We start from the raw sequence: 25,923 nt of genomic DNA, 5'->3' as shown, positions 1-25,923 counted from the left end.
CCCCGGCCCTGCCCGGACTCACTTCTCGGTGACGCCCGCGGAGTCGAACGTCGCGACCTCGTGCATCGCCCTGGCCGTGCTCTGCACCAGCGGCAGCGCGAGCAGCGCGCCCGTGCCCTCGCCGAGGCGGAGGTCGAGGTCGACGAGGGGACGCAGCCCCAGCTTGTTCAGGGCGGCGACATGGCCGGGCTCGGCGCTGCGGTGGCCCGCGATGCAGGCGGCCAGGACCTCGGGGGCGATGGCGCGGGCCACCAGGGCGGCGGCACCGGCGCTGACGCCGTCCAGGATCACCGGCGTACGCAGCGACGCGCCGCCCAGCAGCAGGCCGACGATGGCGGCGTGTTCGAAGCCGCCGATCGCCGCCAGGACGCCGATGGGGTCGGCCGGGTCGGGCTGGTGGACCTCGATGGCGCGGCGAACGACCTCGGTCTTGCGGGCGAGGGTCTCGTCGTTGATGCCGGTGCCCCGGCCCGTCACGTCGGCCGGGTCGGTGTCCGTGAAGACGGAGATCAGGGCCGCCGAGGCGGTCGTGTTGGCGATGCCCATCTCGCCGGTCAGCAGGGCCTTGTTGCCGGCCGCCACCAGGTCACGGGCCGTCTCGATGCCGACCTCGATGGCCTGCTTGGCCTCCTCGCGGGTCATCGCGGGGCCGGTCGTCATGTCGGAGGTGCCCGCGCGCACCTTGCGGGGCAGCAGGCCGGGGGTGGCGGGCAGGTCGGCTGCCACACCTACGTCCACCACACACACCTCGGCGCCCACCTGGCCGGCGAACGCGTTGCAGACCGCGCCGCCGCCGAGGAAGTTGGCGACCATCTGGGCCGTCACCTCCTGCGGCCAGGGGGTGACGCCCTGGGCGTGCACACCGTGGTCACCGGCGAAGATCGCGACGGCCGCGGGCTCCGGGATCGGCGGCGGGCACTGCCGGGACAGACCGCTGAGCTGGGCGGAGATGATCTCCAGCATGCCGAGCGCGCCGGCCGGCTTCGTCATCCGCTTCTGCCGCTCCCAGGCCTCGCCGAGCGCCTTGGCGTCCAGCGGGCGGATCTGGGCGACGGTCTCGCCGAGCAGGTCGTGCGGCTCCTCACCGGGCAGCGCGCGACGGCCGTACGTCTCCTCGTGCACGACCCACGACAGGGGGCGCCGCTTGGACCAGCCGGCCTGCATCAGCTCGGGCTCGTCCGGGAACTCGTCGACGTACCCGACGCACAGGTAGGCGATCACTTCGAGGTGCTCGGGCAGCCCCAGCGCGCGGACCATCTCCCGCTCGTCGAAGAAGCTGACCCAGCCGACGCCGAGTCCCTCGGCGCGGGCGGCGAGCCAGAGGTTCTCGACCGCGAGCGCGGCTGAGTACGGCGCCATCTGCGGCTGGGTGTGCCGGCCGAGGGTGTGACGGCCGCCGCGGGTCGGGTCGGCGGTGACGACGATGTTCACCGGGGTGTCGAGGATGGCCTCGATCTTCAGTTCCTTGAACTGCTTCGCCCGGCCCTTGGGCAGCGACTTGGCGTACGCGTCACGCTGCCGCATCGCCAGCTCGTGCATGGTGCGCCGGGTGTCGGCGGACCGGATGACGACGAAGTCCCAGGGCTGCGAGTGCCCCACGGAGGGCGCGGTGTGGGCGGCCTCCAGGACACGGAGCAGCACCTCGTGCGGGATGGGGTCGCCGCGGAAGCCGTTGCGGATGTCGCGGCGCTCGCGCATGACCTTGAGGACGGCCTCGCGTTCGGCGTCGTCGTAGGCAGGCGCGGCCGGGCCGGTGGGCTGTCGTGGCTCTTCCACTGCCGCCGTGCTCTCTTCTTCCGGGGCTGCCGGGGCTTGCGGGTCGTCCTGGTCGGCGGCCCGGGTGTCCAGGTCTTCCGCGTGCTGTACGAGACCGGGGTCGCCCTCGCGGGGTGCGGGGACCGTGGCGACGGAAGCCGGTGCCTCCTCCGCCGGGAGGACGATCGGCTGCGGCGGGGTCGGAGCGAGATGCGGGGTGGTCGGCACCGAACCCTCTACGGGGACGAACTGGCCCAGCGGCTGCTCGGGCGCGGGCTCCTGGAGGACCTCGGGCTGCGCGGACTGCGCGGGCTCGACGGGCGGTTGGGCCGGGTCCTGGAAAACCTGTACGGGCTGGGCGGCCGGGGACTGGAGCTGCGGACCGGCGGGTTCGGCGACGAACGGCTCCGGGGTCTCGGCCGGGACTGCCTCTGCCGGAGCCGGTTGCGGGTCGGCGGTGTCCTGCACGACCGGGTTCGCGGCGGCGAGTGGCTGTGGCGACGCGGACGGCTCGGCGGTGACCTCCGGGGCCTGCGGGGCTTCCGGGAACTCGGCCGTGGGCTCCGCGACGGGCGCTTCCGCTTCGGGAAGGGGGGCACTCGCGGCCGCCGCCGGTTCCTCGAGCCCGGGGGCGTCCGACGGAACGGCGTCCTCGACCGGCTGCTGCGCCTGCGCGAGATTCGGATCGGCGGCGACTTCGGGGGCCTGCGGCTCCTCGACGGGCTGCGCGACCGGGACGGCGGGCTCGCTCTCCTGCTGAGCGGGCTGCTCGGCGTCCGAGGGTTGCGGGGCCGGTTCGGGGGATGAGGCGGCGGGGGCGGTGTCGGCGGGCTCGGCGACGGCGTCCGTGGGCTGCTCGGCCGACGCGAGGTGCTCCGGCTCGGGGGCGACCTCGGACTCGGGTGCGGCCTCGGGCTCGGGTGCGGCCTCGACCTGCGCCGCGTCCGATGCGGGCGGGAGGGGGGCGGCTTCCGGGGTCGGCTGAGGGCCGTCAACCGGGGCGGGGGCCTCGGGGGCCTGAGCTGCCTCGGGGAACTGAGGGGCTTCGGGAGCCTGGGGGGCCTCGGGTACGGGCGGCTCGGCCACGGGTGCGGGTACGGGGGCCGCAGGCACGGCGGCGTCGGGGACCTGGACTGCTTCGGCGACGGGGGCCGGGGCGTCGGGGGTCTGCACGGCTTCAGGGGCGGGGGCCTCGGGGATCGCGTCCGCTTCAGCGGCGGGCTCCTCAGGGAGCTGCGCGGCCTCGGGCGCGGGGTCGGCCTCGGGAGCGGGAAGCTGGGCGGCTTCGGGCGCGGGGCCCTCGGAAGCATGGTCGCCCTCGGCCTCGGGTGCCTGGGGCGCCTCGGGAAGCTGCCCGGCATCGGCGACGGCGTCGGCAGCGGCGTCGGCAGCGGCAGCGGGAGCGGCGACGGCGTCGGCAGCGGGAGCGTCGGCTTCGGGTACGGAACCTTCGGGAGCCTGGTCGGCCACCGCGACCGGATCGGCCGCCTCGGCCACCGGGGCTTCAGGGGCCTCGGCTGCCTCACCGGCACCCGCAGCGGGAACCGCCGGCGCGGCAGCAGGCACCTCGTCGGCCTGAGCGGCACCGGCCACCCGGGACACCACCGCCTGGGCCACGTCCGACTGTCCGGTCGGGACAACCGTTTCGGCAGCCGTCCCCTCGGCACTCACCTGGGCCGGAGCCGGAGCCTGGACCTGGACGGCGACCGGGGCTGGGGCGCCCCAGGGGGCCGCCGGCTGCGGGGCCGCCGCCTGGGGCTGCGGAACGTCGAGGTACTCGGGGCCGGCCGGGGCCTGGCCGGGCTGGCGTACGGGTGCGCCGACGGCGCCGCGGTCGGCGAGCGAGCGGACCGGGCTGGCGGAGGCGTCGGGGAGGGGCGGGCCGAGGTGCAGGGGGCGGCGCGGAGTGATCGGCGGAATCGGCGTCGTCGGGGCCGACGGGCCGGGCAGCCGGACGGCGCTGAGGTCGACCGAGCCGCTGTCGCGGCCGGAGATCTCATGCGCGTCCGGTTCGTGCACGGCCTCGACGACCGGTTCGGGCGCGGGGGGAGCGACCTCGTTGCCCCAGGCACCCTGGGAGCCGGGCAGCAGCAGGTCTTCGTCCTCGGCGGTGGTCTCGGAGAGGTAGGTGTACGAACCGTGCGCCGCGGGGGCGCCCGGCTGCTCCACCATGCCTGCGCTCTCCGGCAGTCCCTCGCCCGGGACCTGGCCGGTGTCGGTCATGCGTACCCCTCGCCCATCGGTTAGTGCTTCCACGACCAGCTCACCGGGGACGGCGCACCGACCGCCCCCGCAGTGAAGAACGAGCGTGCGTGCCCAGCGGCACGAACGACCCGCCCAAAAAGGCGACAAAGCCATTGAGTGGCATTGTCGTGGCCGTTCGGCCGTCGCGACAGGTTGATCCGCGACAGGCCGCTGTGGACTGCGCCACGTTGCGCGTCCTCCGGTTCCGCCGTACCACACCCACCCCAAACGGGGCGTGTTTTTCCGGACATTGACCGACGAAGTGCCGGGCGACCGCGTGCGGTACAACGATCGGCCAGCCTACCGCGCGCGGTACGACAACAGGATCACGGGGACGGGTTCACGGTCACCCGGTGCGGTCGGGCAGTACCCCGCTGAGCAGGAACGCGACACTGCGCTCGCGCTCCGTCCAGGCCCGCGTGTCGAGTTCGACGGACTGAAGGAGGGAGCACTCGACGTCGTAGCCGTGTGCGCTGAGGTCGCGTCCGACGATCTCGGCGGCGTCACGGGTCGCGGCATGCGTGACGATGCGCTGCGGACGCCGGTCGGCGACGGCCGAGACGACCTCCGCTCCCCCGCCGCCGATCCGTACGACGTCCGGTTCGGGGAGGTTCTCCAGCGCGAGCGGGGCCGTGCCGTGGACGACCTGGAGCTGGACCCCGAAGCCGCGAGCGTTGGCCTCGGTTCGGGTGCAGGCCTGCGGGTCGCGGTCGACGGCGATGACGGCGGCGCCGGCCCGGGCGGCCTCGACGGAGAAGGCGCCGCTGCCGCAGCCGATGTCCCAGACGAGGTCGCCGACGCGCGGGCCCAGCCGGGTGAGTTGGGCGGCACGCAGCGGTTCCAGCTCGCCTTCGCCCATGAGGCCGCCGTAGGACTCGGCGGGCAGGGTCCAGCCGCGGGGCCCGGCGGCGGGGTCACGGCCGGCGATCCAGTCCCCGGACTCGCGCGTGGCGGCCGTGCCGCCGATGACGATGACGACGTTCGGATCGCGCCAGGTGTGGTCGGCGGCCTTGTCGGAGGTGACGACGGTGACCTGCTCGCGTTCGCTGCCCAGTGCCTCGCAGATGACGAAGGTGCGGTGGACGCCTTCCAGGAGCAGGCCGAGTTCGGCGGGTCCGGCGCCCGGTGAGGTGAGGACGGCGACTTTGGTGTGGGCGCGGCACACATTCACCGCGCGTCGCAGGGTGCGACGGTGTGCGACGACCACTTGTGCGTCGTCCCAGGGCATGCCGGCGCGGGCGAAGGCGGCGGCGACCGAGGAGACGGCGGGGACGACCTCGACCTCCAGGCCGAACTCGGGGGCGCGCAGGGTCCGTACGACGCCGAAGAACCCGGGGTCGCCGTCGGCGAGGACCACGGCGGTGCCGCGGTGGCCGGCGATCCGGCGGGCGGCGAGGGCGACGCTGCCGAGGCGGATGCGCTCGGCGGTGGGCGGCACCTCGGGGAGCGCGAGGTGGTGGGCGGCACCGGCCACGAGCGTGGCGGCGCCGAGAGCGGAGCGTGCCGCGGCGGTCAGCGGTGAGCCGTCCCAGCCGATCACCGTGACGCGGTCGGCCATCGTCGTCAGTCTCCTGGTTCGCGCAGGTCGTCGTAGGTCAGCCCGAGGGGCAGGCTCCGTGAGAGTACCTGTTCGGCGGGTCGGCGCCGCGGGTGGCCGGGGGGTCGGTTCCCGTCAGTTCCACTCGCCGAACGAGGTGAAGCCGCCGGTGTCGGCGAGTTGCTCCCCGGCGCCGTCGAGGTCCTCCGGGAGGAGGCTCCACACGATGAAGTCGGTGCGGACATCGGTCCAGCTGCCGTCCTCGGCCCGCACGTGCGCTATGCACGCGTTGCGCAGGACACCCTCGCTGATACAGCCGATCTTCTGGGCGACCTGCTGGGAGGCGGTGTTGTCGGCGGCCGTGCGCAGCTCGATGCGCTCGAACTTCTGGTCACCGAGCAGCCAGTGGGCGGTGGCGAGCGCCGCCTCGGAGGCATAGCCCTCGCCGCGTGCCCAGGGGGCGATGATGTACGACATCTCGGTGGACCGCAGCCGCCAGTTGGTCCTGGCGAGCTGGACGACGCCGACCAGGCGCTGGGTGAGGAACTCGGTGACGGCGAGGTCGAGTCCGCGGCCCGTCTCCCGTTCGGAGGGGGCGTACTCGGTGATCCAGGTGCGGGCCCGGTCCTCGGTGTAGGGCTGGGGGACGTCGGTCCAGGCGCCGACCTGCTCGTCGTTCATCATCTCGGCCAGTGCGGGCACGTCGTCCTCGTCGAGGGGACGCAGCACCAACCGCTCCGTGCTGATGGAGATGTTGGGGAAGGTGCTAGTCATGCGCCGCTCCGTAACCTTCGGAAACCTTCAGGGCCTGCTGAACTGCCCAGCATGCAGCATGAAAGCACCGAGATGCACCACGGGGCCCACACCAGGTGAAGGTGTGGACCCCGTGCGTGGCGATACGCGGTAAACGCACCGTCAGATGGAGGTCGACCGCTCAGAACGCCGCGATGACGGCGCCGTCGTACTTGTCCTCGATGAACTTCTTCACCTCGGGCGAGGTGAGCAGCTTCGCCAGCTTCTGCACCCGCGGGTCGTCCTCGTTGCCCTTCTTCACGGCGAGGAAGTTGCCGTACGGGTTGTCCTTGGGCGACTCGGCGGCGATGGCGTCCTTCGCCGGGCTGAGGTCGGCCTCCAGGGCGTAGTTGCCGTTGATGACGGCGGCGTCGACGTCCCCGAGGGAGCGCGGCAGCTGGGCCGCCTCGAGCTCCTTGAACTGGAGGTTCCTGGGGTTGGACGCGATGTCCTTGGGAGTCGCCTCGTAGCCGACGCCCGCCTTCAGCTTGATCACGCCGCCTGCCTCGAGCAGCTTCAGCGCGCGGGCCTCGTTGGTGGTGTCGTTCGGGACGGCGACCGTGGCGCCCTTCTTCAGGTCCGTCAGCTTCTTGACGCCCTGGGAGTACACGCCGAGCGGCTCCAGGTGCACCGTGGCGTTCGGCACGGCGACGATGTCGGTGCCGTTCTTCTTGTTGAAGTCGTCCAGGTACGGCTGGTGCTGGAAGTAGTTGGCGTCGACCTCACCCTGCTGGACGGCCGGGTTCAGCGGCACGTAGTCGGTGAACTCCCTGACCTCGAGCTCGAGGCCGGCCTTCTTCGCGAGCTTGTCCTTGATGTACGTGAGGATCTCGCCCTGCGGGGTGGGCGTGGCGGCGACCTTCAGCGGGGCGCTCGCGTCGGAGGCGGAGTCCTTGTCCGCGCCGCAGGCGGTGAGCCCGAGGGTGAGGGCTCCGGCGGCGAGGACGGCAGTGGTGAACTTGGCGGTGTTACGCACGAAAAGTGCCTTTCCTTATGGTGGTGCGACCCCGTGATGGTGTTACGGGGAGATGTGGGGGAGCCGGGCCTAGACGGTCTTGGTCGTCGCCGTGGACGCCTTCAGCAGTCGCAGCTTCGGGCCGGGGCCCGAGCGGCCGCCCCGGCGGTGCAGGGAGCGGGCCGCGTAGTCGCCGGCGAACTGGATGAGGGAGATCACGGCGGCGAGGATCGCGACGGTCAGCCACATCAGCTCGGTCTCGAAGCGCTGGTAGCCGTAGCGGATGGCGATGTCGCCGAGGCCGCCCGCGCCGACGGTGCCGGCCATGGCGGAGTAGCCGATGAGGGCGACGATCGTGGTCGTGGTGCTGGCGATGAGGGACGGCAGGGACTCGGGCACGAGGACCTTGCGGACGACGGTCCAGGTGTTGCCGCCCATCGACTGCACGGCCTCCACGAGCCCGCCGTCCACTTCGCGGACAGCCGTCTCGACAAGGCGGGCGAAGAACGGGATCGCGCCGATCGCGAGCGGCACGATCGCGGCCTCGCGGCCGATGGTCGTGCCGGTGACCCAGCGCGTGAAGCTCATCAGCGCGACCATCAGGATGATGAACGGCATCGACCGGGCGACGTTCACGATCTGCCCGATGACCTTGTTGGCAAGGACGTTCTGGAGGAGCCCGCCGCGGTCGGTGAGGACGATCAGGATGCCGAGCGGGAGGCCGCCGGCCACGGCGATGAGGGTGGACCAGCCGACCATGTAGAGGGTGTCCCAACACGCCTGCTCCAGCAGGGGCTGCATCGCAGACCAGTCAGTCCGGGTCACAGCTGGGCACCTTCCGTCAGCAGAACGGGCTCCTGGCCCAGTACGTCGATTTGCAGGCCCTGTTCGCGCAGGAAGCCGATCGGCACGACGTTGTCCTCGTAGCGGCCGGGCAGTTCGATGCGCATCCGGCCGACCTGGAGGCCGCCGACGGTGTCGATGGCGGCGCCGAGGATCGAGATGTCGATGTTGTAGGTGCGCGAGAGCTGGGAGATGACCGGCTGGGTGGCCGCCTCGCCCTGGAAGGTCACGTCGACGACGGTGCGGTCGTCGGCCGAGGCCTCGCCGCCGACCGGGAAGAGCGCGGAGGCCAGCTCTGAACCAGGGGTCGCGAGGAGTTCACTGACCGTGCCGGACTCGACGACGCGGCCGTTCTCCATGAGCGCGGCGGAGTCGCAGATCGACTTCACGACGTCCATCTCGTGGGTGATGAGCAGGACGGTCAGGCCCAGCTGCCGGTTCAGGTCGCGCAGCAGCTGGAGGATGGAGCGTGTGGTCTCCGGGTCGAGGGCGCTGGTGGCCTCGTCGGAGAGCAGCACCTTGGGGTCGCCGGCCAGGGCGCGGGCGATGCCGACGCGCTGCTTCTGACCGCCGGAGAGCTGCGCGGGGTAGGCCTTGGCCTTGTCGGCGAGGCCGACGAGGTCGAGGAGCTCGAGCGCCCTGCGCGACCGCTCCTTGCCGGACTTGCCGAGGATCTCCAGCGGCAGCTCGACGTTGTCCTGGACGGTCCGCGAGGACAGCAGGTTGAAGTGCTGGAAGACCATGCCGATACGGCTGCGCGCCCGCCGTAGTTCCCGGCCGGCCCGGGGGCCTCGTCCCGCTAGGGCCGTGAGGTCCTGTCCGGCGACGGTCACGGTGCCGGCGGTGGGGCGCTCCAGCAGGTTGACGCAGCGGATGAGGGAGGACTTGCCGGCGCCGGACTGGCCGATGACGCCGTAGACCTCGCCTTCGCGGACGTGCAGGTCGACGCCGTCGAGGGCGGTGACCTCACGGCCGCGTGAGCGGTAGACCTTGGTCAGGCCCGTGGTGGTGATCACTGGGGATTCCGTCACTGTCGAGTACGCGGGCGTGGGGGTGCCCTGGTACGGGAGGGAAGATGTGCGCGGGGCAATGTGGTCACGTGCGGGGCGTACGGCTCAGGGCGTACGGCGCACGGACATGCCAGGCAGCTCGCTTCGGGGCGCGAGGCTCAGGAGTGGTGCGGGGGCCCTCTAGAAGGCGCACATTCGACACATACAACGAGCACCGGGCGTCAGGGTCGCCTCGGTCGCAAGGGTGCGGCAGCTCGTCGTGGTCATGCGATCAGTAAACCAGACCTACGGTCCTTACCGACCGCCACTGTCCACATACCGGACAGCGGCGGACAGCTCTCAGCCTCGTACGGAGATCTCGATACCGGCGTCGGTGACCAGGGCGGACAGGGCCGACAGGTCCTGCACCACGTGGTCGGCGTCGAGCTCATGGGCCTGGTGGGTTGTGGTGAAGGCCACGGTGGTCATCCCGGCGGCGCGACCGGCCTGGAGACCGGCGGGGGCGTCCTCGAAGACGACGCAGTGCGCCGGGTCGACGCCGAGCTGCCGGGCGGCGAGGAGGTACGGCTCGGGGTCGGGCTTGCCGCGCGTGATGTCGTCGGCGGCGATCATCGTCTTGGGCCGGATGCCGACGGCGTCGAGCCGGGCCTCGGCGAGCCGCCGGGTCGCGGAGGTGACGACGGCCCAGCGGTCGGCGGGCAGCGAGTCGAGGAAGTCCTTGGTACCGGGCAGCAGGTGCACGCCGCCGTTCGGCACGTCCTCGACCTCCAGCGTCTCGATCCGGGCGAGGGCCTCCGGCACGACGTCGGCGGGCAGCAGCTCGGCGACTATCTCTACGGCCGGACGTCCGTGCAGCTCGACCCCGCCGAACTCCTCGGTGACGCCGTACTCCTCGGCCCAGCGTGCCCAGCAGCGGTCGACGGAGTCGAGGGAGGAGACGAGGGTGCCGTCGTTGTCGAACAGGAGGGCGCGAGCGTGGATCGTCATGGTCTGGACCCTACGGGTCGGCCGGAGCCTGCCGGACACGGCCCCGGGCGCCGACCACGGCCGGGATCGTCGCCGCCGAGCCGTCCGCCTGACCGCCGGGGGCGGGCGCATCAGGCCTTTTGGGCCGTAATAGGCTCGCCGCATGTTTGATGCCCTGACGCTGGTGACCGGGGTCGCCGCGCTGTTGCTCGCCGCGTGGTGCGGCTGGGCGGCGTACCGTGACCAGCCGACCAAGGACTGGCACTTCATCGGGATGGCCGTGGTGACGGTACTGGCCCTGGTGCAGCTGGTGGTCGGGATCGTGCTGCTGGCGCGGGGCGAGAAGCCGGAGCAGGGCACGACGATCTTCGTGGCGTATCTGCTGGGGTCGTTCGCCTGTGTTCCGGCCGCGGGCTTCATGTCGCTGGCCGAGCGCTCAAAGTGGGGTTCGGTGACGGTCGCCGCCGGCGGTGTCGTGCTGGCCGTGCTCGAGGTGCGGCTCTATGACATCTGGGGAGGCTGAGGTGACCGTGCGCGAGGACAGGCCGACGCGGCTGATCAGCGGGCCCGGGATCCTGCTGGTGTGGCTGTACGGCGTGATGGTGGTCGGGGCCGTGTCGCGGTCGGCCTACCAGATCGCGACGGAGTTCGACCGGGCGCCGCTGGCCTATTCCTTGTCGGCGGTGGCGGGGCTCGTGTACGGGTTCATCACGTACACGCTGGTGCGGGGCGGGGAGACGGCCCGTAAGGCCGCGCGGGTCTGCTGCGCGGCCGAGTTGGCGGGTGTGCTGATCGTGGGTACGTGGACCATGGTCGAGCCGTCGGCGTTCCCCGACGCCACCGTGTGGTCCGACTTCGGCATGGGGTACGTGTTCATTCCGGTGCTCTTGCCGCTGTCCGCGTTGTACTGGCTGCGCAGGCGTGCGCCTCAGGGGGATGCCGCCTGAGGTTGTCAGGCGGCCGCGGCTTGTCCGTGGTTACTCGCGCAGTTCCCCGCGCCCCTTGGGGGGTTGCAGTCACGCCGTTGTCGCGTACACCCCGGCTACCTTCTCCAGGACGACCATCGGGACGCCGTCGGCGCCCTTGGACGTGCCCACCGTCTCGTAGCCCACCTTGCGGTAGAGGCGGAGGTTGCCCTCGCTGCGGTGGCCGGTCTCCAGGCGGAACCTCTTGGCGCCGCGCTGTTCGGCCAGGGCCGCTTCCGCCGCGCGCAGCAGCCTCGCGCCGATGCCGTGGCCCTGGAGGCGGGGGTGGACGCAGAGCTTGCCGATGGCGGCCGCACCCTCCTCGGTGACGCTGCCGCGGACCGAGCCGACGACCTCCTCGCCGAGCCGCGCCACGAAGACGCAGTCCGCGGCGACCTCCGCGCGGACCGAGTCCAGGGTCTGGACGAGGGGGCCGATGCGGTAGTTGCCGTACAGCGCCGCTTCGCTCTGGAAGCACAGGTACTGCAACCTGAAGATCTGCTCCGCGTCCTGCTCGGTCGCCGCAGAGATGGTCACGCTCATGCCCATGTGCGCACGCCTCCCGCTCACCTGATCGCCTGTCGTCCCCCACTCCTATCCCCGCGCTTCGCGGGCCGCAACCTCCGGTGTGAGCAATCGGCGCAGACATCCCAGGCATCTGGAACGTTCCGGGCCGAGACTGCCCTGTGAGATACCCAACTCCCCCGCGATTTCCCGGTATGTCGGGTCCCTCGGGGAGAGGAGGGCCTCGACGAGCCGGGGGCAGCGGCCGGGGAGTCGGCGGACCGCCTCCCGCAGGGCGCGGCGGCGGGCGGCCATGAGGGCGAGGTGTTCGGGATCGTGCCCGTCGGTGTCGGCCGCGGGCTCGTGCTCGTAGGGCCGTTCCCGTCGTGTCGTACGGCGGCTTCGGCGGGCCTCGGAGCGGACGGCCCGGCGCAGCCAGCCCGGTGGGTCCGGGGGCGGGCCGTCGGTGTCGAGGCGTTCCAGGAGGCGGAGCCAGACCGCCTGTTCCAGGTCGGCCGGCTCGGTTCCGCAGGCGTGGGCCTCGGCGGAGGCCTCCGCGAGGAGCAGGGGGCGCAGGGCGGACACCAGGTCGTGGGTCATATGCGGCACGACGCGGCCGCCCGGGCAGAGGGTTGCCCGGGCGGCCGTCAGTCACCCCAACCGGGGCGCGGTGCTCAGCTGTTGACGAAGTCCTCGCGGGCCAGCACGCCCGTGTCGGGGTTGTCGGTGAAGACGCCGTCGATGCCGGTCGCGAAGTACGTCCTGTAAGCGCCGAAGACGTCGCCGTAGGCGTCCGCGTCGGTGCCCTTGCGGAAGTTCGCGGGGAGGAAGGGGTTCTCGTTGCGCATCGTCCAGGGGTGCAGGATCAGGCCGACCTTGTGCGCGTCGTTCACCAGCGTCGTGGGCGTGGTGAGGTTGCCGTTCGCGTCCTTCGGGATGACCAGGTCCAGGGTGGGGCCGATGCCCTGGGCGTAGGAGGCGATCTCCCTGAGGCCGGCCGGCTTGATCAGGTCGGCGACCGTGCGCGGGTCACCCGTCTCGACGAAGTCCCAGGGGCGGCTGGTCACGCCGGAGAGCAGGACCACGAGCGGGTTGTCGACGAGCTTGTTCAGGCGCTGGATGCTGGTCGGCTCGAAGGACTGGAGGATGACCGGGGAGTTCCGCCGGTCCTTGCCGTGCTTGTGCAGCACCTTGGCGACCCGCTCCTCCAGGGCCAGGCCCTGCTTGCGGAAGTAGGTGGGGTGCTTGAGCTCGGGGTAGATCCAGACCTGCTTGCCACGCCCCCGGGTCTGCTCGTCCTGCCAGCGCAGCACCTCTTCGAAGGTGGGGATCTCCCAGCGGCCGTCGTAGAGGGTGTTGTGCGGGCGGTTGGCCGGGATGCGCTCGATGGCGCGCAGGGTCTTCAGCTCGGCGAGCGTGAAGTCCTCCGTGAACCAGCCGGTGGTGGAGACGCCGTCGAGGAGCTTCGTCCTCTTGCGGTCGGCGAACTCGGGATGGTCGGCGACATCGGTCGTGCCGCCGATCTCCGGCTCATGGCGGCAGACGAGATGGCCGTCCTTGGTCGGCACCAGGTCGCCCGCCTCGACGACGTCGGCGCCCAGGTCGAGGGCCAGCTGGTAGGAGCCGAGGGTGTGCTCGGGCCGGTAGCCGCTGGCGCCGCGGTGGCCGATGATCGTCGGCTTGGGCAGGCTCTTCACGCCACCACCGCCTCCGTGCCGGGTCTCCGCCGCCCCCGCCGTGCCGGAGAGCCCGAAGACCGCTCCGCCCGCGCCGAGCACCGCCGCGCCGAGCAGCATCCGCCGTCCGGTGACGCCCGTCTGCTCGTTCTCCTGGGTTCCCATGTGGACCCTCCCTGACCGTCCGCTCATTCAGTGCGCGCCGATCGTAGGTGCGCCTGTGTGACAGATGGGAGACCTCCGGCGGAACTCGCGGGTGACGCTGAATGTCGTACGGGAAAGGTGAGGTGACGTTCCGTCGGGAATGGGTCCGGGGGTTGCGGGGAACCCGCTCTAGGCTCTTGGGGCGATGTCCGTCACATCGTGGCGGGTGCGTTACGACCCGTCCACGCCGCGTCACCGCAGGTAAACCTGTGTCAACAGTGCGTAAGACCTCGGTGAAGTCGGCCCACCGATGTGCGGGACCCCGGGAACCGCGAGTATCGTCCTCACCTGCACAGACTTATACAGATCCCTCGCCATCCCCTTGACCCCGGAGGGCCCGTTGTCCCGCTTCGCGCTCATCAAGGCAGTGCTCGGACCGATCATGCGCCTGATGTTCCGCCCTCAGGTGGAGGGCGCGGAGCACATCCCGGGCGACGGTCCGGTCATCCTGGCCGGCAACCACCTCACCTTCATCGACTCGATGATCCTGCCGCTGGTCTGCGACCGTCAGGTCTTCTTCATCGGCAAGGACGAGTACGTCACCGGCAAGGGCCTCAAGGGCCGCCTGATGGCCTGGTTCTTCACCGGCACCGGCATGATCCCGGTCGACCGGGACGGCGGCCGGGGCGGGGTCGCGGCGCTGATGACCGGCCGCCGCATCCTGGAGGAGGGCAAGGTCTTCGGCATCTACCCCGAGGGCACGCGGTCTCCCGACGGGCGGCTGTACCGCGGGCGCACCGGTATCGCCCGGCTGACGCTGATGACCGGCGCGCCGGTCGTCCCGTTCGCCATGATCGGCACGGACAAGATCCAGCCGGGCGGGGCGGGGATGCCCCGCCCGAGCAAGGTGACGGTGCGGTTCGGTGAGGCGATGGAGTTCTCGCGGTACGAGGGGATGGACCGCGACCGTTATGTCCTGCGGGCCGTGACCGACTCGGTGATGGCGGAGGTCATGCGGCTGTCCGGCCAGGAGTACGTGGACATGTACGCCACCAAGGCGAAAGATGCCGCGTAGCGCCATTTCGGTTCTCTCGTACGGCGGCTGCGGGTAGTACGTGGCTTGTCGCGCCCGCGCGGCGGAGCCGCATATCGATACGGCCCCGCGCCCCTGGATGAATGAGTCCAAGGGGTGTTGTTGCGGTCAGTGATCATAGGCCGTGAGTGATCGCTTGATGGGCTGTCCAGTTTGGTCGTTGTGCCAGATCGCCGCTGTGAGTGCGAGGATCCGGCACAAGACCCGGGCTGACACCCCTGCCGCGCTCTTGCCGCCGTGTCGTTCCAGGTCGAGCTGCCCTTTGAAGGTCTGATTGATCGACTCGATGACCTGCCGCAGCGGTTTGAACAGGTGCGCCCCGGCCCGCTCGGCTTCCCCCTTGCGGGCTGGCCGCAGCAACTTCAGGTGACGCTCGGCAAGGCCGTACTCGAACTCGCGGCCGAAGTAGTTCTTGTCCCCGATGATCGTCTGCCCGGGGTGAACGGCGAGGACGTCTGGCGCGGTATCGAGCATGTCGCGCAGCGTTTCGCGCTCGTCCGCCTTGGCCCCCGGTGAGTGCGAACAGGACCGGCAGTCCGCCGAGTGTGCACACCAGGTGCAGACGCAGCCCCCAGAAGTATCGCGAGTGTGATGCGCAGTAGCCGTACTGTGCCCAGCCTGCCAGGTCCGAGGCGTTGGGCCGTCTCACGGGAGCAACCGCAACCGACCGGTGTGGAGTCGACCAGCCACACATCGTCGCTCCACAGTGAGGTATCGCGGGCCACGATCCGGATCATGCTCGTGAGCAGTGAGAACGCGGCGCGCAGCCGCTTGATGTAGCCGGACTGCTGGGGCACGTAGGGAAACAGGTGGCCGAAGTCCCGCCCGACGCGGCGAAGCCAGCGCCGCTCAGAGGTGTATCCGAGCAGCGCCGACATGACCGCGAGCGTGATCAGCTCGGCGTCACTGAGCGTGGGCGTGGTTCCGACGGCAGGCCGCCACGGCGCCAGCCACGGCGAAGCCTTCAACTCGTCGTCAATCCGGGCATAGAGTGCCGTTGCGAGGGTGTCCAGGTCGTTAGTCACACATCGACGTTGGACGCCCTTGTCTCATGTCCGCAGGCGATCCCCTGGACTCATTCAGGGATCCGGGGCGTGCCCACAGCGGTGACTATGCGGCACGGTCATTTCGCAGGGCCTGGATGAGCCAGGGGTACACCGGGATCAGGTTCGGTACTACCTGCCAGCCGTTGACGATCCACACCAGCCGCCAGTATCGGTCTACCCGGGGATCGTGCGCCTCTTCGAACTGCTGGGCCATCCAGTCCCGGAATTCCGTGTCAGGGGTGCGCGCGAGCACCTCGGCGAAGCGGTGCACGAGGTCGTCGATGACGGGTGCGCCCCTGTCGCTGAGCGGGTCGATGCCCGACTCCATGGCCTCGGCCACCTTCTGACGGGTGAATTCCATCAGTTCCTCGCCGGCATCGCATTCGATGTCGAGCGGGCGCCCGGCGGCCTGACGTACGGCCGTCCGGCGCATCCGGGCACGGAAATCCTCGTCGCCGGCCAGCTCGGCGAGCTCCACCCACGCGGCGACCTGCTCGCAGGTCGGATCATCGGGGAGGTCGGGAGTGGCAGCGCGAACCATGGCCACCGCGGTCGGGTCGGCATCCACTGTGCCGAAGGTGCCCTCCATGAAATCGTCGATCAAACGTCGGCGTTCCTCGCCGGACAACTGTGTGAGCCTGTGCATGAGTGTGGTCTCCTCAGGACTGGACCCGCGTCTGGCCACGACTCGCAGAACGCTCCGACGCAGTTGCAGCACCCGGATCTGGACGTCCATGGCGTCGGCGTGCGCAGCGGCGACTTCCGCCACCGAGAGCTCGCGGTCCAGTACCCGTTGAATAGTGGCCAGGTCCATGCCCAGCTCGCGCAGTGTGCGGAGGAGTTCCAGACGAAGCAGTGCGTCGAGGTCGTAGAGCCGGTAACCGGCGGGGCTACGGGTGGTCGGCGCTACCACCCCCGAATCGGAGTAGAACCGGATGGTCCTCACAGACAAGCCGGTCCGCCGGGAAAGCTCCCCGATCGAGTAGAGAGTCGTAACGTCCATGTCCCCCACTCTGCTGTCTCCAGTCACTGGAGACTCAAGGCCATTCCCAAGCAGGGCCCGACCACGAGACGTTCCTCCGAGTTGCTGGATCATGCGTTGCGCGCTCTCCGCTGACCGCCCGGATGAAACGGGCACGCCTTGCACGTGCTGGGCGAGCGATGGCAGCGACATGCGACACCGCTCGCTGGCGGCCTACGGCTACGAGCCCTTGGACTCAATCATCTAGCGGGCACTGTCCAGCCGTTGGCCGCGGAGGAGGAACCACGCTGCCGCTGCCGCAGTGAGCAGGACCGCCGCGCCAGCCCCCGCCGCCAGCGCCAAGCCGTCCACGAAGGACTGGCGCGCCGCTTCCAACAACGCCTCGGACGTGTGGGCGGGCAGGTCCGCCGCCGCCTCCACCGCGCCGCCGAGTGACTCGTGGGCCTCGGCCGGAGTGCCCGCCGGGCCGGTGAAGTCCCGGTAGACGCCGGTCACGATCGAGCCGAGCACCGCAATACCGAGCGCCGCGCCCAGCTCGTACGCCGTCTCCGACACCGCGGACGCCGCGCCCGCCTGCTCCTTCGGAACGGAGGAGAGGATCACGTCGGACGTGACCGTGAAGGAGAAGCCGGCGCCGACGCCGACCACCAGCAAGGCGGCGCCGAGCAGGGGGTAACCCGTCGTCCGGTCGATGACCGTGAGCGCGGCGAGGGCGAGGCCGATCGCCGCGAGACCGCCGGAGACGACGGCTCGTACCGAGTAGCGGCGGGCCACACGACCGGCGATGAGACCGGCCGCCACCGCGCCGATCGCGGCCGGCAGTTCTGCCAGACCCGCTTCCAAGGGCCCCCTGCCCTGCACGAGTTGCAGGAACTGGGAGAGGAAGAAGACCAGACCGGACAGGCCGAGGATGGTCAGCAGGTCGGCCAGCACCGCACCGCTGAAGCCGCGGTGCCGGAACAGCCGCATGTCCAGCAGCGGGGAGGGCAGCGAGAGCTGGCGGCGCACGAAGCCGTAGAGCGCGGTCGCGCCGGCCAGACCGGCGGCGAGCGTGGCCCAGGTGAAGCCGTGAGCGGCCGCTTCCTTGACGGCGTACACGACACCGATCATGCCGACGAGCGACAGGGTGACGCTGATCATGTCCCAGGGGCCGGGGCTCGGGTTGCGTGACTCGGGCAGCAGCTTGATGCCGACCAGGACCAGGACGACCATCACGGGAAGGTTGATCAGAAAGACCGAGCCCCACCAGAAGTGTTCGAGCAGGAAGCCACCGGCGATCGGGCCGACGGCGGTACCGGCGGAGGCCGTCGCGCCCCAGATGCCGATGGCGAGGCTGCGTTCGCGCGGGTCGTGGAAGAGGTTGCGGATCAGGGCGAGGGTCGCCGGCATCAGGGTCGCGCCCGCGACACCGAGCAGCGCCCGGGCGACGATCATCAGCTCCGGAGTCGTCGCGTAGGCGTTGAGGACGGATATCGCGCCGAACGCCGTGGCGCCGACGAGCAGGATCCGCTTACGGCCGATGCGGTCGCCGAGGCTGCCCATCGAGACGAGCAGACCGGCGATCACGAAGGAGTAGACGTCGCCGATCCAGAGGAGCTGGGTGCCGGAGGGCGCCAGGTCCTCGCTGATGTAGGGGGTCGCGAGACCGAGGACGGTCGCGTCGACGGCCACCAGCAGCACGGCGAGTACGAGGACGGACAGCGCGAGCCAACGGCCGGGACGCTTGGTCACCGCCTCGGTCGTCGTCGCCGGCTGCAAGGTGCTGGTCATGATTCCTCTCTCTGTCCGGTGGTGTGGTGCCGTAGTGCGCCGCCGAGCAGCAGCTCGACGATCATGTGGGTGAAGTCGTTGCGGGCGACCCTGCCCTCCGCGACCGCCCAGGCCGCGGAGCCCAGCAGGCCGTAGAGCGCCTCGGTGAGCCAGACCGGGCTGAGGTCGATGCGGAACTCGCCGCTTCGCTGACCGCGCCGGAACAGCGCGGCGACCCGGTCGTCGATGCGGGCCCAGCCCGCGTTCTGCTGCTCGCCCTCGAACAGCTGGTTCTCCGTGTAGAGGAAGGCGAGCAGCCCGGCCGCCGGCTCGATCTCGCGGACCAGCCGGTGCACGGCGTCCCGCGCCGGTCCCTCGTCCAGGCGGGCGGCGTCCAGTGCGGCCTCGCACTCCGCGATGCCGAGCGACTCCAGCGCCCGCACGAGCGCGTCACGCCCGGCGAACTGCCGGTGCAGGGTGGCGCGGCTGATCCCGGCGGCCTTGGCGACCTCGTCCATGGTCGCGGTGGATTTGCGGGTCAGCAGGGCTGCGGCGGTGCGCAGTACGTGGTCACGGTCGACGGCCATGAGACGAGAGTAGCGCATGTGAGACATTGATGTCTCACCCTGGGCATGTGTGACTCACACATGCCCGGGACCGTGGCCTGTCAGTGCCAGGGCAGCTGCCCGCGCCGCTCCCAGTACGCGCCCGGCTCCTCGACCAGCGCCGCGAGCCGCTCCAGCTGCTCCTCGTCGAGGTCGACCACGGCCGCGTGCAGGTTGGACGCGAGCTGTACGGTCGTCGCTGCGCCGGAGAGCACCACACCGGCCCACGGCTGTCGGAGGATCAGCGCGAGGGCGACGGCGTCGCAGCCGAGTTCCGTCTCCTCCGCCACGGCCTTCAGCGCGTCCGGCGCGTACGAGTGCGCGAGCCGCCCGTTGGCCATGCCCTCCTTGACGATCACCGTGAGCCCGGCGTCGTGGGCCTCGGCGAGGGCGGGGCCGGCCGAGGTCTCCAGGGCGTTGTACGTCGACTGGACGGTCCGGAAGAGCGGCTCACCGTCGACCGTCACGGCGAGGGCGGCGCGGATCGCTGCCGCTTGGGCCGGGCCGCTGGTGGAGAAACCGATGGTGAGGCCCTGGGCGGCGGCCTCGGCGAGCCTGACGTGGAGGTCCTTGTCGGTGAGGGCGGGGCTGTCCGGGGTCACCGAGTGGATCTGGTAGAGGTCGAGACGGTCGCCGAGCAGGGCGTCGGACTCGGCGCGCTGACGCTCGTAGGTCTGGAGGCTGTGGTCCTTGACCTCGTGCTTCTCGGCGTCGGTGGTCCAGTCGGCGGTGTAGGTGTAGCCCCACTTGCTGCCCACGACGATGTCGTCGAACGCGGGGCGGGCGTTGAGCCAGTCGGCGAGGAACTCCTCCGAGCGGCCGTAGGAGCGGGCGGCGTCGAAGTAGCGGACGCCTTGGGCGTAGGCGGCGTCGAGGAGTTCGTGGGTGCGGGTGCGCAGCGTTTCGACGCTGCGGTTCTCCCCGAGGTCCTGCTCTCGGCCCAAGTTGATGTAGCCCGGGCGGCCGACGGCGGCGAGGCCGAGTCCGATGTGGCAGGTCGGGGTCGTTGCTGTTGCCAGTCGGGCGAAGGGCATCGCGGGCTCCGTTTCGGTCGGCTCCGGTACAGCTTCGGACCAACGTATCCCGCGATGACCTTACGTTCCGCCTACGAGCTCGGTTTGTGCGGTGCCTTGGCGAGTGCGGGATCGTTGTGGCTGATCGCGCAGTTCCCCGCGCCCCTGAAGGGCGCTGCCCCTACCGAGTCTTCTTGGCCGCCGCCCACTCGTGCTGGGCCGCCACGTCTGCCTTCACCTCGGCCAGTTGCACCGCCACCGCGCTCGGTGCCGTGCCGCCCCGGCCGTTGCGGGAGGCCAGCGCGCCCGGGACGTTGAGGACCGACCGCACCTGCGGGGTCAAGTGGGCCGAGATCTTCGCGAACTGTTCGTCCGTCAGGTCGTCCAGTTCCTTGCCCTCGGCCTCGGCGACCTTGACGCACTCGCCGGCGACCTCGTGGGCGACGCGGAAGGGGACGCCCTGCTTGACCAGCCACTCGGCGATGTCGGTGGCGAGGGAGAAGCCGGCCGGGGCCAGTTCCTCCATGCGCTCGCGGTTGACGGTGAGGGTGGCCATCATGCCGGTGAAGGCGGGGAGCAGGACCTCCAGCTGGTCGCAGGAGTCGAAGACCGGCTCCTTGTCCTCCTGGAGGTCACGGTTGTACGCCAGCGGGAGCGCCTTGAGGGTGGCCATCAGGCCCGTCAGGTTGCCGATCAGGCGGCCGGACTTGCCGCGCGCGAGCTCCGCGATATCCGGGTTCTTCTTCTGCGGCATGATCGACGAGCCCGTGGAGAACGCGTCGTGCAGGGTCACGAAGGAGAACTCCTTCGTGTTCCAGATGATGATCTCCTCGGCGATCCGGGAGAGGTTCACGCCGATCATCGCGGTGATGAAGGCGAACTCGGCGACGAAGTCACGGGAGGCCGTGCCGTCGATCGAGTTGGCGGCCGACCCGTGCTCGAAGCCGAGGTCCTTCGCCACCGCCTCCGGGTCCAGGCCGAGGGAAGATCCCGCCAGGGCACCCGAGCCGTACGGGGAGACCGCGGTGCGCTCGTCCCACTGGCGCAGCCGCTCCGCGTCCCGGGACAGGGACTGGACGTGGGCCAGGACATGGTGGGCGAAGAGCACCGGCTGGGCGTGCTGGAGGTGGGTGCGGCCGGGCATCGCCACGTCCGGATGGGCCTCCGCGAGGCCGATCAGCGCGTCCTGGAGGTCGGCGATCAGACCGCCGATGACGCGGGCGTGGTCCCGCAGGTACATCCGGAAGAGGGTGGCCACCTGGTCGTTCCTCGACCGTCCCGCGCGCAGCTTGCCGCCGAGGTCGGCGCCGAGGCGCTCCAGCAGGCCGCGCTCCAGGGCGGTGTGCACGTCCTCGTCGGCGATCGTGCCCACGAAGGAGCCGTCGGCGACATCCGCTTCGAGCTGGTCAAGGCCCGCGATCATCCGGGTCAGCTCGTCCTCCGTGAGCAGCCCCGCCTTGTGCAGCACGCGCGCGTGGGCACGCGAACCGGCGATGTCGTACGGGGCCAGCCGCCAGTCGAAGTGGACGGATGCGGACAGCTTGGCCAGGGCCTCGGCGGGACCGTCGGCGAAACGGCCGCCCCAGAGCCGGACGTCACCGCTGTTGCTGCTCACTTGCTGCGCTCCTCGGGAGGGTCTGGATGTGGCACCGCCTCCCCGTGGCGTGAACGGGGAGGCGGTCGTCAGGCTAGTGCGCTTGACCACACATTCACCTGCATGAGTATGCAGAGCTCTGCATGATTCGTCAATTCAGGAAGCCGGGTCGGTCAACTCAGGGTTGGGGTGCGGCAGAAAATTCGCGCTCCCTTTGAACGCGGGAAACCGCTTACCCGTACCTCTCGCCGAACGCAGGCGCCGCGTTTGCAGCAGACATCACGCACAGACGACATCCCCGAACCCGAGTGAGGCATCCGCATGTCCAGGGCTCTTCCGAAGTACAACAAGCGCCGCGTCGCGTTCATCGGCGGTGCCGCCGCGGTGGCGCTGTCCGGCACGGTGATCGCCGGCTTCGCCCTTGCCGGGGAGACGACATCGTCTTCGAAGAGCACCGGCACGAACGCCCGCACGCTGGCCGGACCCGGCACCATCACGTGCCCGGACGTGACCGGCCGGCTGCCCGCGATCCCCGCGTCCGCGCAGGCCGAGGTCGACCGCAACCTCGCCCAGCTCCAGACCCAGATCGACGAAGCCAACCAACGCCTCGTCAACACCGTCGGCCAGGGCGGACCCAACTTCGTCCAGAACGCCATCCTCGGCCCGCTGGAAGACAAGCGCGTAGCCGCACTCAACCGCATCGAGACCGCCATCGGCCGCGCGGCCGCCAAGCCCGAGGGGCTGGAGGCGTTCGCCCCCTGCACGCTCAACGCCGATGGCGCCGGTGGCGGGGCGGGTGCGGGTGAGGAGGCCGGCGCCGGTGCCGGTGCCGGTGAGGACGCGGAGGCGGGCGCGGGCGCGGAGGCCGGTGCCGGTGAGGAAGGGGGCGCCGGTGCCGACGCCGGTGCGGGTGAGGACGCCGGTGACGCGGCGGGCGACGCGGGGAACGCCGGCGTCGGCACCATCACGTGCCCGGACGTGACCGGCCAGCTGCCCGCGATCCCCGCGTCCGCACAGGCCGAGGTCGACCGCAACCTCGCCCAGCTCCAGACCCAGATCGACGAAGCCAACCAACGCCTCGTCAACACCGTCGGCCAGGGCGGACCCAACTTCGTCCAGAACGCCATCCTCGGCCCGCTGGAAGACAAGCGCGTAGCCGCACTCAACCGCATCGAGACCGCCATCGGCCGCGCGGCCGCCAAGCCCGAGGGGCTGGAGGCGTTCGCCCCCTGCACGCTCAACCAGTGACGTGACAGGCAGCCGTGGCCGCCCCGTTGGCACGCCGGCCGGGGCGGCCGCGGTGATTCCGTACACACCCCACAATTCCTTAGACAAACGAACGACCTGGGTCCATACTCGGTTGACGTGGGAAAAACCTATGCACGCATAGACGGCAGACTCCGCACGTTCATCGAGGAGCAGCCCCTCTTCTTCACCGCGACCGCTCCCCTGTCGGCCGACGGCACGGTCAACCTCTCCCCCAAAGGCCTCAAGGGCTCCTTCGCGATCCTCGACGAAGTGACCCTGGCCTACCTCGACTTCGCCGGCTCCAACGCCGAGACGGTCGCGCATCTGCGGGAGAACGGCCGGATCACCCTGATGTGGTGCGCCTTCCAGGGCCCGCCCAACATCGTGCGGGTGCACGGCCGCGGTGAGGCGGTCTTCCGTGACGACCCGCGGTTCAAGGAGTTGCTCGGGCACTTTCCCGACATCGACCCGTCCCTGCACGGTCTGCGCGCGATCGTCCTGGTGCGGGCCGATGTCATTCGCGACTCCTGCGGATACGCGGTACCGCTCATGACGTACGACGAGGATCGCGACCTGCACGCCAGGCGGTTCGCGCGCGAGGACGACGACTCGCTGAGCGCGTACTTCGCCAAGAGGCACATCGCGACCAGCCTGGATGGCCTACCCGGAGTGCCGTTGCCCCTCCCGCCGTCTAGCGTCTGAACCATGCGCCCCGGTGTCGTCGCCCTCGCGTCCGCGTCCCTCCTCGTAGTCGGCGCCGCGCCGGCCGGCACGCCCCGGCCCCCGCTGCCCGCACGCATGGCCGACACCGGGGGCGGCACCCAGCTGATCAGCGCCGTGGCACCGGGAGCGGGCTCGACGTCCGGCACCGTGACCTGGTGGGACCGGGTCGACGGGACATGGGTGAAGGCCGGCTCGGCGTCCGCCCGCTTCGGCGCGAAGGGGCTCGTCGAGGGGGCCAGGCGCAGGCAGAGCACCAACACCACGCCGACCGGGCTGTACGGGCTGCCGTACGCCTTCGGCATCGAGGCGGCGCCGCGCGGGACGTCGTACGAGTACCGCCGGGTGGGCAAGGACTCCTGGTGGTGCCAGGACAACGACTCCCGTGTCTACAACCGGTGGAGCGAGCCGCGGGCCCGTGACTGCCGGGCCGCCGAGTCCGAGCACCTCGTCTCGTACGGGGCGCTGTACGCGCACGCGCTCGTCATCGGGTTCAACTACGAGCGTCCGGTGAAGGGCCGCGGAGCCGGGATCTTCCTCCATGTGAAGGGGCGCGGGGCGACGGCCGGGTGTGTGTCGGTGTCGCGGGACGCGATGCGCCGGATCCTCAGATGGGCCGATCCGGGGCGCAAACCGCACATCGCGATCGGGACGGCGAAAGGGCCGACGGCCATCACCCGGTACTGAGCGCGCACCGCTGAACACACGGACCTCCTCGCACGTATCTCAGGGCCAAGGGACCACGCCCATCACGCACTCCCCTTGCTCCCGTCCCCGGAGGAACCGTGACCACCACGCTCGCAGGCGGCCGTGCCGCTCGCCGCCAGACGATGCGCCGCATCCGCCCACGCCGCTCCCCGGCCGTACCGCTGGTGATCGCCCTATGGGCGGGCGCGGCGGCGGTGCTGTGGCTGTGGTGGGACAACACGCCGTCCCTCGCGGACAACACCGCGAAGATCCTGGCCGCGGGGCGGATCACCGGGCTGCTCGCCGGCTATCTGATGGCGCTCGTCGTGCTCCAGATGGCCCGGGTTCCGGCGCTGGAGCGGCGGGTGGGCTCGGACCGGGTCGCGCGCTGGCACGCGATGAGCGGGCGCTACACGATCTGCCTGGTCATCGCGCATGTCTTCCTCACGATGTGGGCGTACGCGTTGCAGGCCGGCAAGACGCTCGGTGACGTAGTGCAGCAGACGGTCGACTCGGTCAACACGCTGCCGGACATGGGCAAGGCGGCCATCGGCACCGGGCTGCTGTTCCTCATAGCGTTCCTGTCGATCGGGGGCGTCCGCCGCCGGATCCCGTACGACACCTGGTACCACGTGCACCTGCTGACGTACGCGGCCGTGTACCTGACGTTCTGGCACCAGATCACCACCGGCAACGAGTTCGCCGTCGAGCCCACCGCGAAGACCTTCTGGTACGGGCTGTACGGCATCGTGACCGCCCTGGTGCTCTGGTACCGGGTCATCACCCCGATCCGCCTCAACCTGCGGCACCGGATGTACGTCGAGGCGGTCATCGAGGAGACGCCGGGCATCGTGTCGGTGCTGATCGGCGGGCGCAAGCTGCACCGGATGGGGGCGGAGGCCGGGCAGTTCTTCCGGTGGCGGTTCAAGGCGCCGGGGATGCGGTTCAGTTCCCACCCGTACTCGCTGTCGGCGGCGCCCCGACCGGACATGCTGCGGATCACGGTCAAGGCGATCGGCGACCACACGTCGCGACTGCGTGACCTGAGGCCCGGCACCAAGGTGTGGGCCGAGGGGCCGTACGGCGCCATGACCGCCCAGCGGCGCAGCCGCGGCAAGGTGCTGCTGGTCGCCGGCGGTGTCGGCATCACACCGATGCGGGCCCTGTTCGAGACGCTGCCCGGCGCGGCCGGTGACATCACCCTCCTCTACCGGGCCAACAGCACCCAGGACCTGGCGCTGTGGGACGAGCTGGCCAAGATCGCCGACGAGCGCGGTGCCCGTCTGATGTACGCGGTGAACAGCCCGGACGGCGAGCGGCCCGACATCTCGGCGGAGCGGTTGCGGCAGAAGCTGCCCGACATCGACAAGCACGACGTTTTCATGTGCGGGCCGGCCGGCTTCGCGCAGTCCGTCTACGAAGCACTGCGCGGCGCGGGTGTGCCCGCCCGCCGCATCCATCACGAGTCGTTCGAGATGTGAGCGACGGGACTCAAAAGACTTCAGGAGCTGTAGGAGCGATGAGGAAGAGTCATCCCATCAGGCGTGTCGTGCTGGCCGGCGCCGCCACCGTGTCCGGGATCGTGCTGCTGCTGTCGCTGAAACCGGCGTCCGACCCGGGTTCCGCGCAGGCGGCAGGCGTCGGCGCACCGCCGGCGGCCTCGGCCCAGGGCGGCGCCCAGGCGGCCGCCACCGGCACGTTCACCGGTGACGCGGCGCAGACCCAGTACGGGGCCGTGCAGGTACGGCTGACCGTGGCCAACGGGAAGATCACGAAGGCCGACGCCGTCCAGGCC

Annotated in this window: 22 protein-coding genes and 2 pseudogenes; 8 read left to right on the top strand and 16 right to left on the bottom strand. The window is 70.8% G+C overall.

The features are described 5' to 3' along the window. Positions 1-18: 18 nt before the first annotated feature. The 7 genes from cobT to KUM44_RS39060 form a co-directional block, all read right to left on the bottom strand. Positions 19-3,978, bottom strand: coding sequence for a nicotinate-nucleotide--dimethylbenzimidazole phosphoribosyltransferase (cobT, locus tag KUM44_RS39090; protein ID WP_217214515.1), 3,960 nt, complete (start codon positions 3,976-3,978; stop codon positions 19-21). A gap of 367 nt (positions 3,979-4,345) precedes the next feature. Continuing rightward, complete coding sequence (gene cbiE, locus KUM44_RS39085) at positions 4,346-5,557, bottom strand: precorrin-6y C5,15-methyltransferase (decarboxylating) subunit CbiE (protein WP_217214514.1); 1,212 nt, start codon at positions 5,555-5,557, stop codon at positions 4,346-4,348. A 114-nt stretch (positions 5,558-5,671) separates the two neighbouring features. Further along, on the bottom strand, positions 5,672-6,310 hold the full coding sequence (locus KUM44_RS39080; protein ID WP_217214513.1) for a GNAT family N-acetyltransferase: 639 nt from the start codon (positions 6,308-6,310) through the stop codon (positions 5,672-5,674). Positions 6,311-6,470: 160 nt separating this feature from the next. Then, on the bottom strand, positions 6,471-7,304 hold the full coding sequence (locus KUM44_RS39075) for a MetQ/NlpA family ABC transporter substrate-binding protein (RefSeq protein WP_217214512.1): 834 nt from the start codon (positions 7,302-7,304) through the stop codon (positions 6,471-6,473). Positions 7,305-7,373: 69 nt separating this feature from the next. Beyond that, positions 7,374-8,084, bottom strand: a complete 711-nt coding sequence (locus KUM44_RS39070) for a methionine ABC transporter permease (RefSeq protein ID WP_217214584.1) — start codon at positions 8,082-8,084, stop codon at positions 7,374-7,376. 20 nt (positions 8,085-8,104) lie between these two features. Then, complete coding sequence (locus KUM44_RS39065) at positions 8,105-9,142, bottom strand: methionine ABC transporter ATP-binding protein (RefSeq protein WP_217214511.1); 1,038 nt, start codon at positions 9,140-9,142, stop codon at positions 8,105-8,107. 333 nt (positions 9,143-9,475) lie between these two features. Beyond that, positions 9,476-10,123, bottom strand: coding sequence for an HAD family hydrolase (locus KUM44_RS39060; protein WP_217214510.1), 648 nt, complete (start codon positions 10,121-10,123; stop codon positions 9,476-9,478). Between the two features lie 142 nt (positions 10,124-10,265). Here KUM44_RS39060 and KUM44_RS39055 point away from each other — a divergent pair, with 142 nt between their 5' ends. Continuing rightward, positions 10,266-10,625, top strand: a complete 360-nt coding sequence (locus KUM44_RS39055; protein WP_048581135.1) for a hypothetical protein — start codon at positions 10,266-10,268, stop codon at positions 10,623-10,625. Further along, complete coding sequence (locus KUM44_RS39050; protein ID WP_217214509.1) at positions 10,606-11,049, top strand: hypothetical protein; 444 nt, start codon at positions 10,606-10,608, stop codon at positions 11,047-11,049. Before KUM44_RS39055 ends, KUM44_RS39050 begins: the two co-directional genes overlap by 20 nt. A gap of 69 nt (positions 11,050-11,118) precedes the next feature. Here KUM44_RS39050 and KUM44_RS39045 read toward each other — a convergent pair whose 3' ends face one another. The 3 genes from KUM44_RS39045 to KUM44_RS39035 form a co-directional block, all read right to left on the bottom strand. Then, positions 11,119-11,616, bottom strand: coding sequence for a GNAT family N-acetyltransferase (locus tag KUM44_RS39045; RefSeq protein ID WP_217214508.1), 498 nt, complete (start codon positions 11,614-11,616; stop codon positions 11,119-11,121). Between the two features lie 45 nt (positions 11,617-11,661). Next, positions 11,662-12,171: a sigma-70 family RNA polymerase sigma factor gene (locus KUM44_RS39040; RefSeq protein WP_217214507.1), complete on the bottom strand. Its 510-nt coding sequence runs from the start codon at positions 12,169-12,171 to the stop codon at positions 11,662-11,664. 74 nt (positions 12,172-12,245) lie between these two features. Continuing rightward, the gene (locus KUM44_RS39035; protein WP_217214506.1) at positions 12,246-13,412 is read right to left on the bottom strand and encodes a glycerophosphodiester phosphodiesterase; all 1,167 of its coding nucleotides are present in this window, start codon (positions 13,410-13,412) and stop codon (positions 12,246-12,248) included. Positions 13,413-13,791: 379 nt separating this feature from the next. Between KUM44_RS39035 and KUM44_RS39030 the strand changes: the two genes are divergently transcribed. Further along, entirely contained in the window at positions 13,792-14,466 is a 675-nt protein-coding gene (locus KUM44_RS39030) for a 1-acyl-sn-glycerol-3-phosphate acyltransferase (RefSeq protein WP_030050417.1), read from the top strand. 126 nt (positions 14,467-14,592) lie between these two features. On the opposite strand, the pseudogene KUM44_RS39025 reads toward KUM44_RS39030, so the two are convergent. The 6 genes and pseudogenes from KUM44_RS39025 to argH form a co-directional block, all read right to left on the bottom strand. Continuing rightward, positions 14,593-15,509: pseudogene (locus tag KUM44_RS39025) on the bottom strand (IS982 family transposase). An 85-nt stretch (positions 15,510-15,594) separates the two neighbouring features. Then, positions 15,595-16,533: a MerR family transcriptional regulator gene (locus KUM44_RS39020; protein WP_217214583.1), complete on the bottom strand. Its 939-nt coding sequence runs from the start codon at positions 16,531-16,533 to the stop codon at positions 15,595-15,597. 222 nt (positions 16,534-16,755) lie between these two features. Continuing rightward, positions 16,756-18,282, bottom strand: a complete 1,527-nt coding sequence (locus KUM44_RS39015) for an MFS transporter (RefSeq protein WP_217214505.1) — start codon at positions 18,280-18,282, stop codon at positions 16,756-16,758. Further along, positions 18,279-18,848, bottom strand: coding sequence for a TetR/AcrR family transcriptional regulator (locus KUM44_RS39010; RefSeq protein ID WP_254390731.1), 570 nt, complete (start codon positions 18,846-18,848; stop codon positions 18,279-18,281). Before KUM44_RS39010 ends, KUM44_RS39015 begins: the two co-directional genes overlap by 4 nt. An 80-nt stretch (positions 18,849-18,928) precedes the next feature. Then, the gene (locus KUM44_RS39005; protein ID WP_217214503.1) at positions 18,929-19,900 is read right to left on the bottom strand and encodes an aldo/keto reductase; all 972 of its coding nucleotides are present in this window, start codon (positions 19,898-19,900) and stop codon (positions 18,929-18,931) included. Between the two features lie 160 nt (positions 19,901-20,060). Next, positions 20,061-21,494, bottom strand: a complete 1,434-nt coding sequence (gene argH / locus KUM44_RS39000) for an argininosuccinate lyase (protein WP_217214502.1) — start codon at positions 21,492-21,494, stop codon at positions 20,061-20,063. Between the two features lie 300 nt (positions 21,495-21,794). On the opposite strand from argH, the gene KUM44_RS38995 reads away from it, so the two are divergent. The 5 genes and pseudogenes from KUM44_RS38995 to KUM44_RS46330 form a co-directional block, all read left to right on the top strand. After that, a complete protein-coding gene (locus KUM44_RS38995; RefSeq protein WP_217214501.1) occupies positions 21,795-22,721 on the top strand; it encodes a hypothetical protein in 927 nt (308 codons plus the stop codon). A 117-nt stretch (positions 22,722-22,838) separates the two neighbouring features. Next, the gene (locus tag KUM44_RS38990) at positions 22,839-23,423 is read left to right on the top strand and encodes a pyridoxamine 5'-phosphate oxidase family protein (RefSeq protein ID WP_217214500.1); all 585 of its coding nucleotides are present in this window, start codon (positions 22,839-22,841) and stop codon (positions 23,421-23,423) included. Between the two features lie 3 nt (positions 23,424-23,426). Then, positions 23,427-24,128 (top strand): L,D-transpeptidase, encoded by a 702-nt coding sequence (locus tag KUM44_RS38985; protein ID WP_217214499.1) that lies wholly within the window; start codon positions 23,427-23,429, stop codon positions 24,126-24,128. A 98-nt stretch (positions 24,129-24,226) separates the two neighbouring features. Continuing rightward, positions 24,227-25,609, top strand: coding sequence for a ferric reductase-like transmembrane domain-containing protein (locus tag KUM44_RS38980; RefSeq protein WP_217214498.1), 1,383 nt, complete (start codon positions 24,227-24,229; stop codon positions 25,607-25,609). 38 nt (positions 25,610-25,647) lie between these two features. Further along, positions 25,648-25,923, top strand: a pseudogene (locus KUM44_RS46330) (FMN-binding protein); the annotation flags it as partial.

Source organism: Streptomyces sp. AC550_RSS872 (assembly GCF_019049285.1).
Classification (GTDB): Bacteria; Actinomycetota; Actinomycetes; order Streptomycetales; family Streptomycetaceae; genus Streptomyces.
This window is presented reverse-complemented; position numbering and strand designations above follow the sequence as displayed.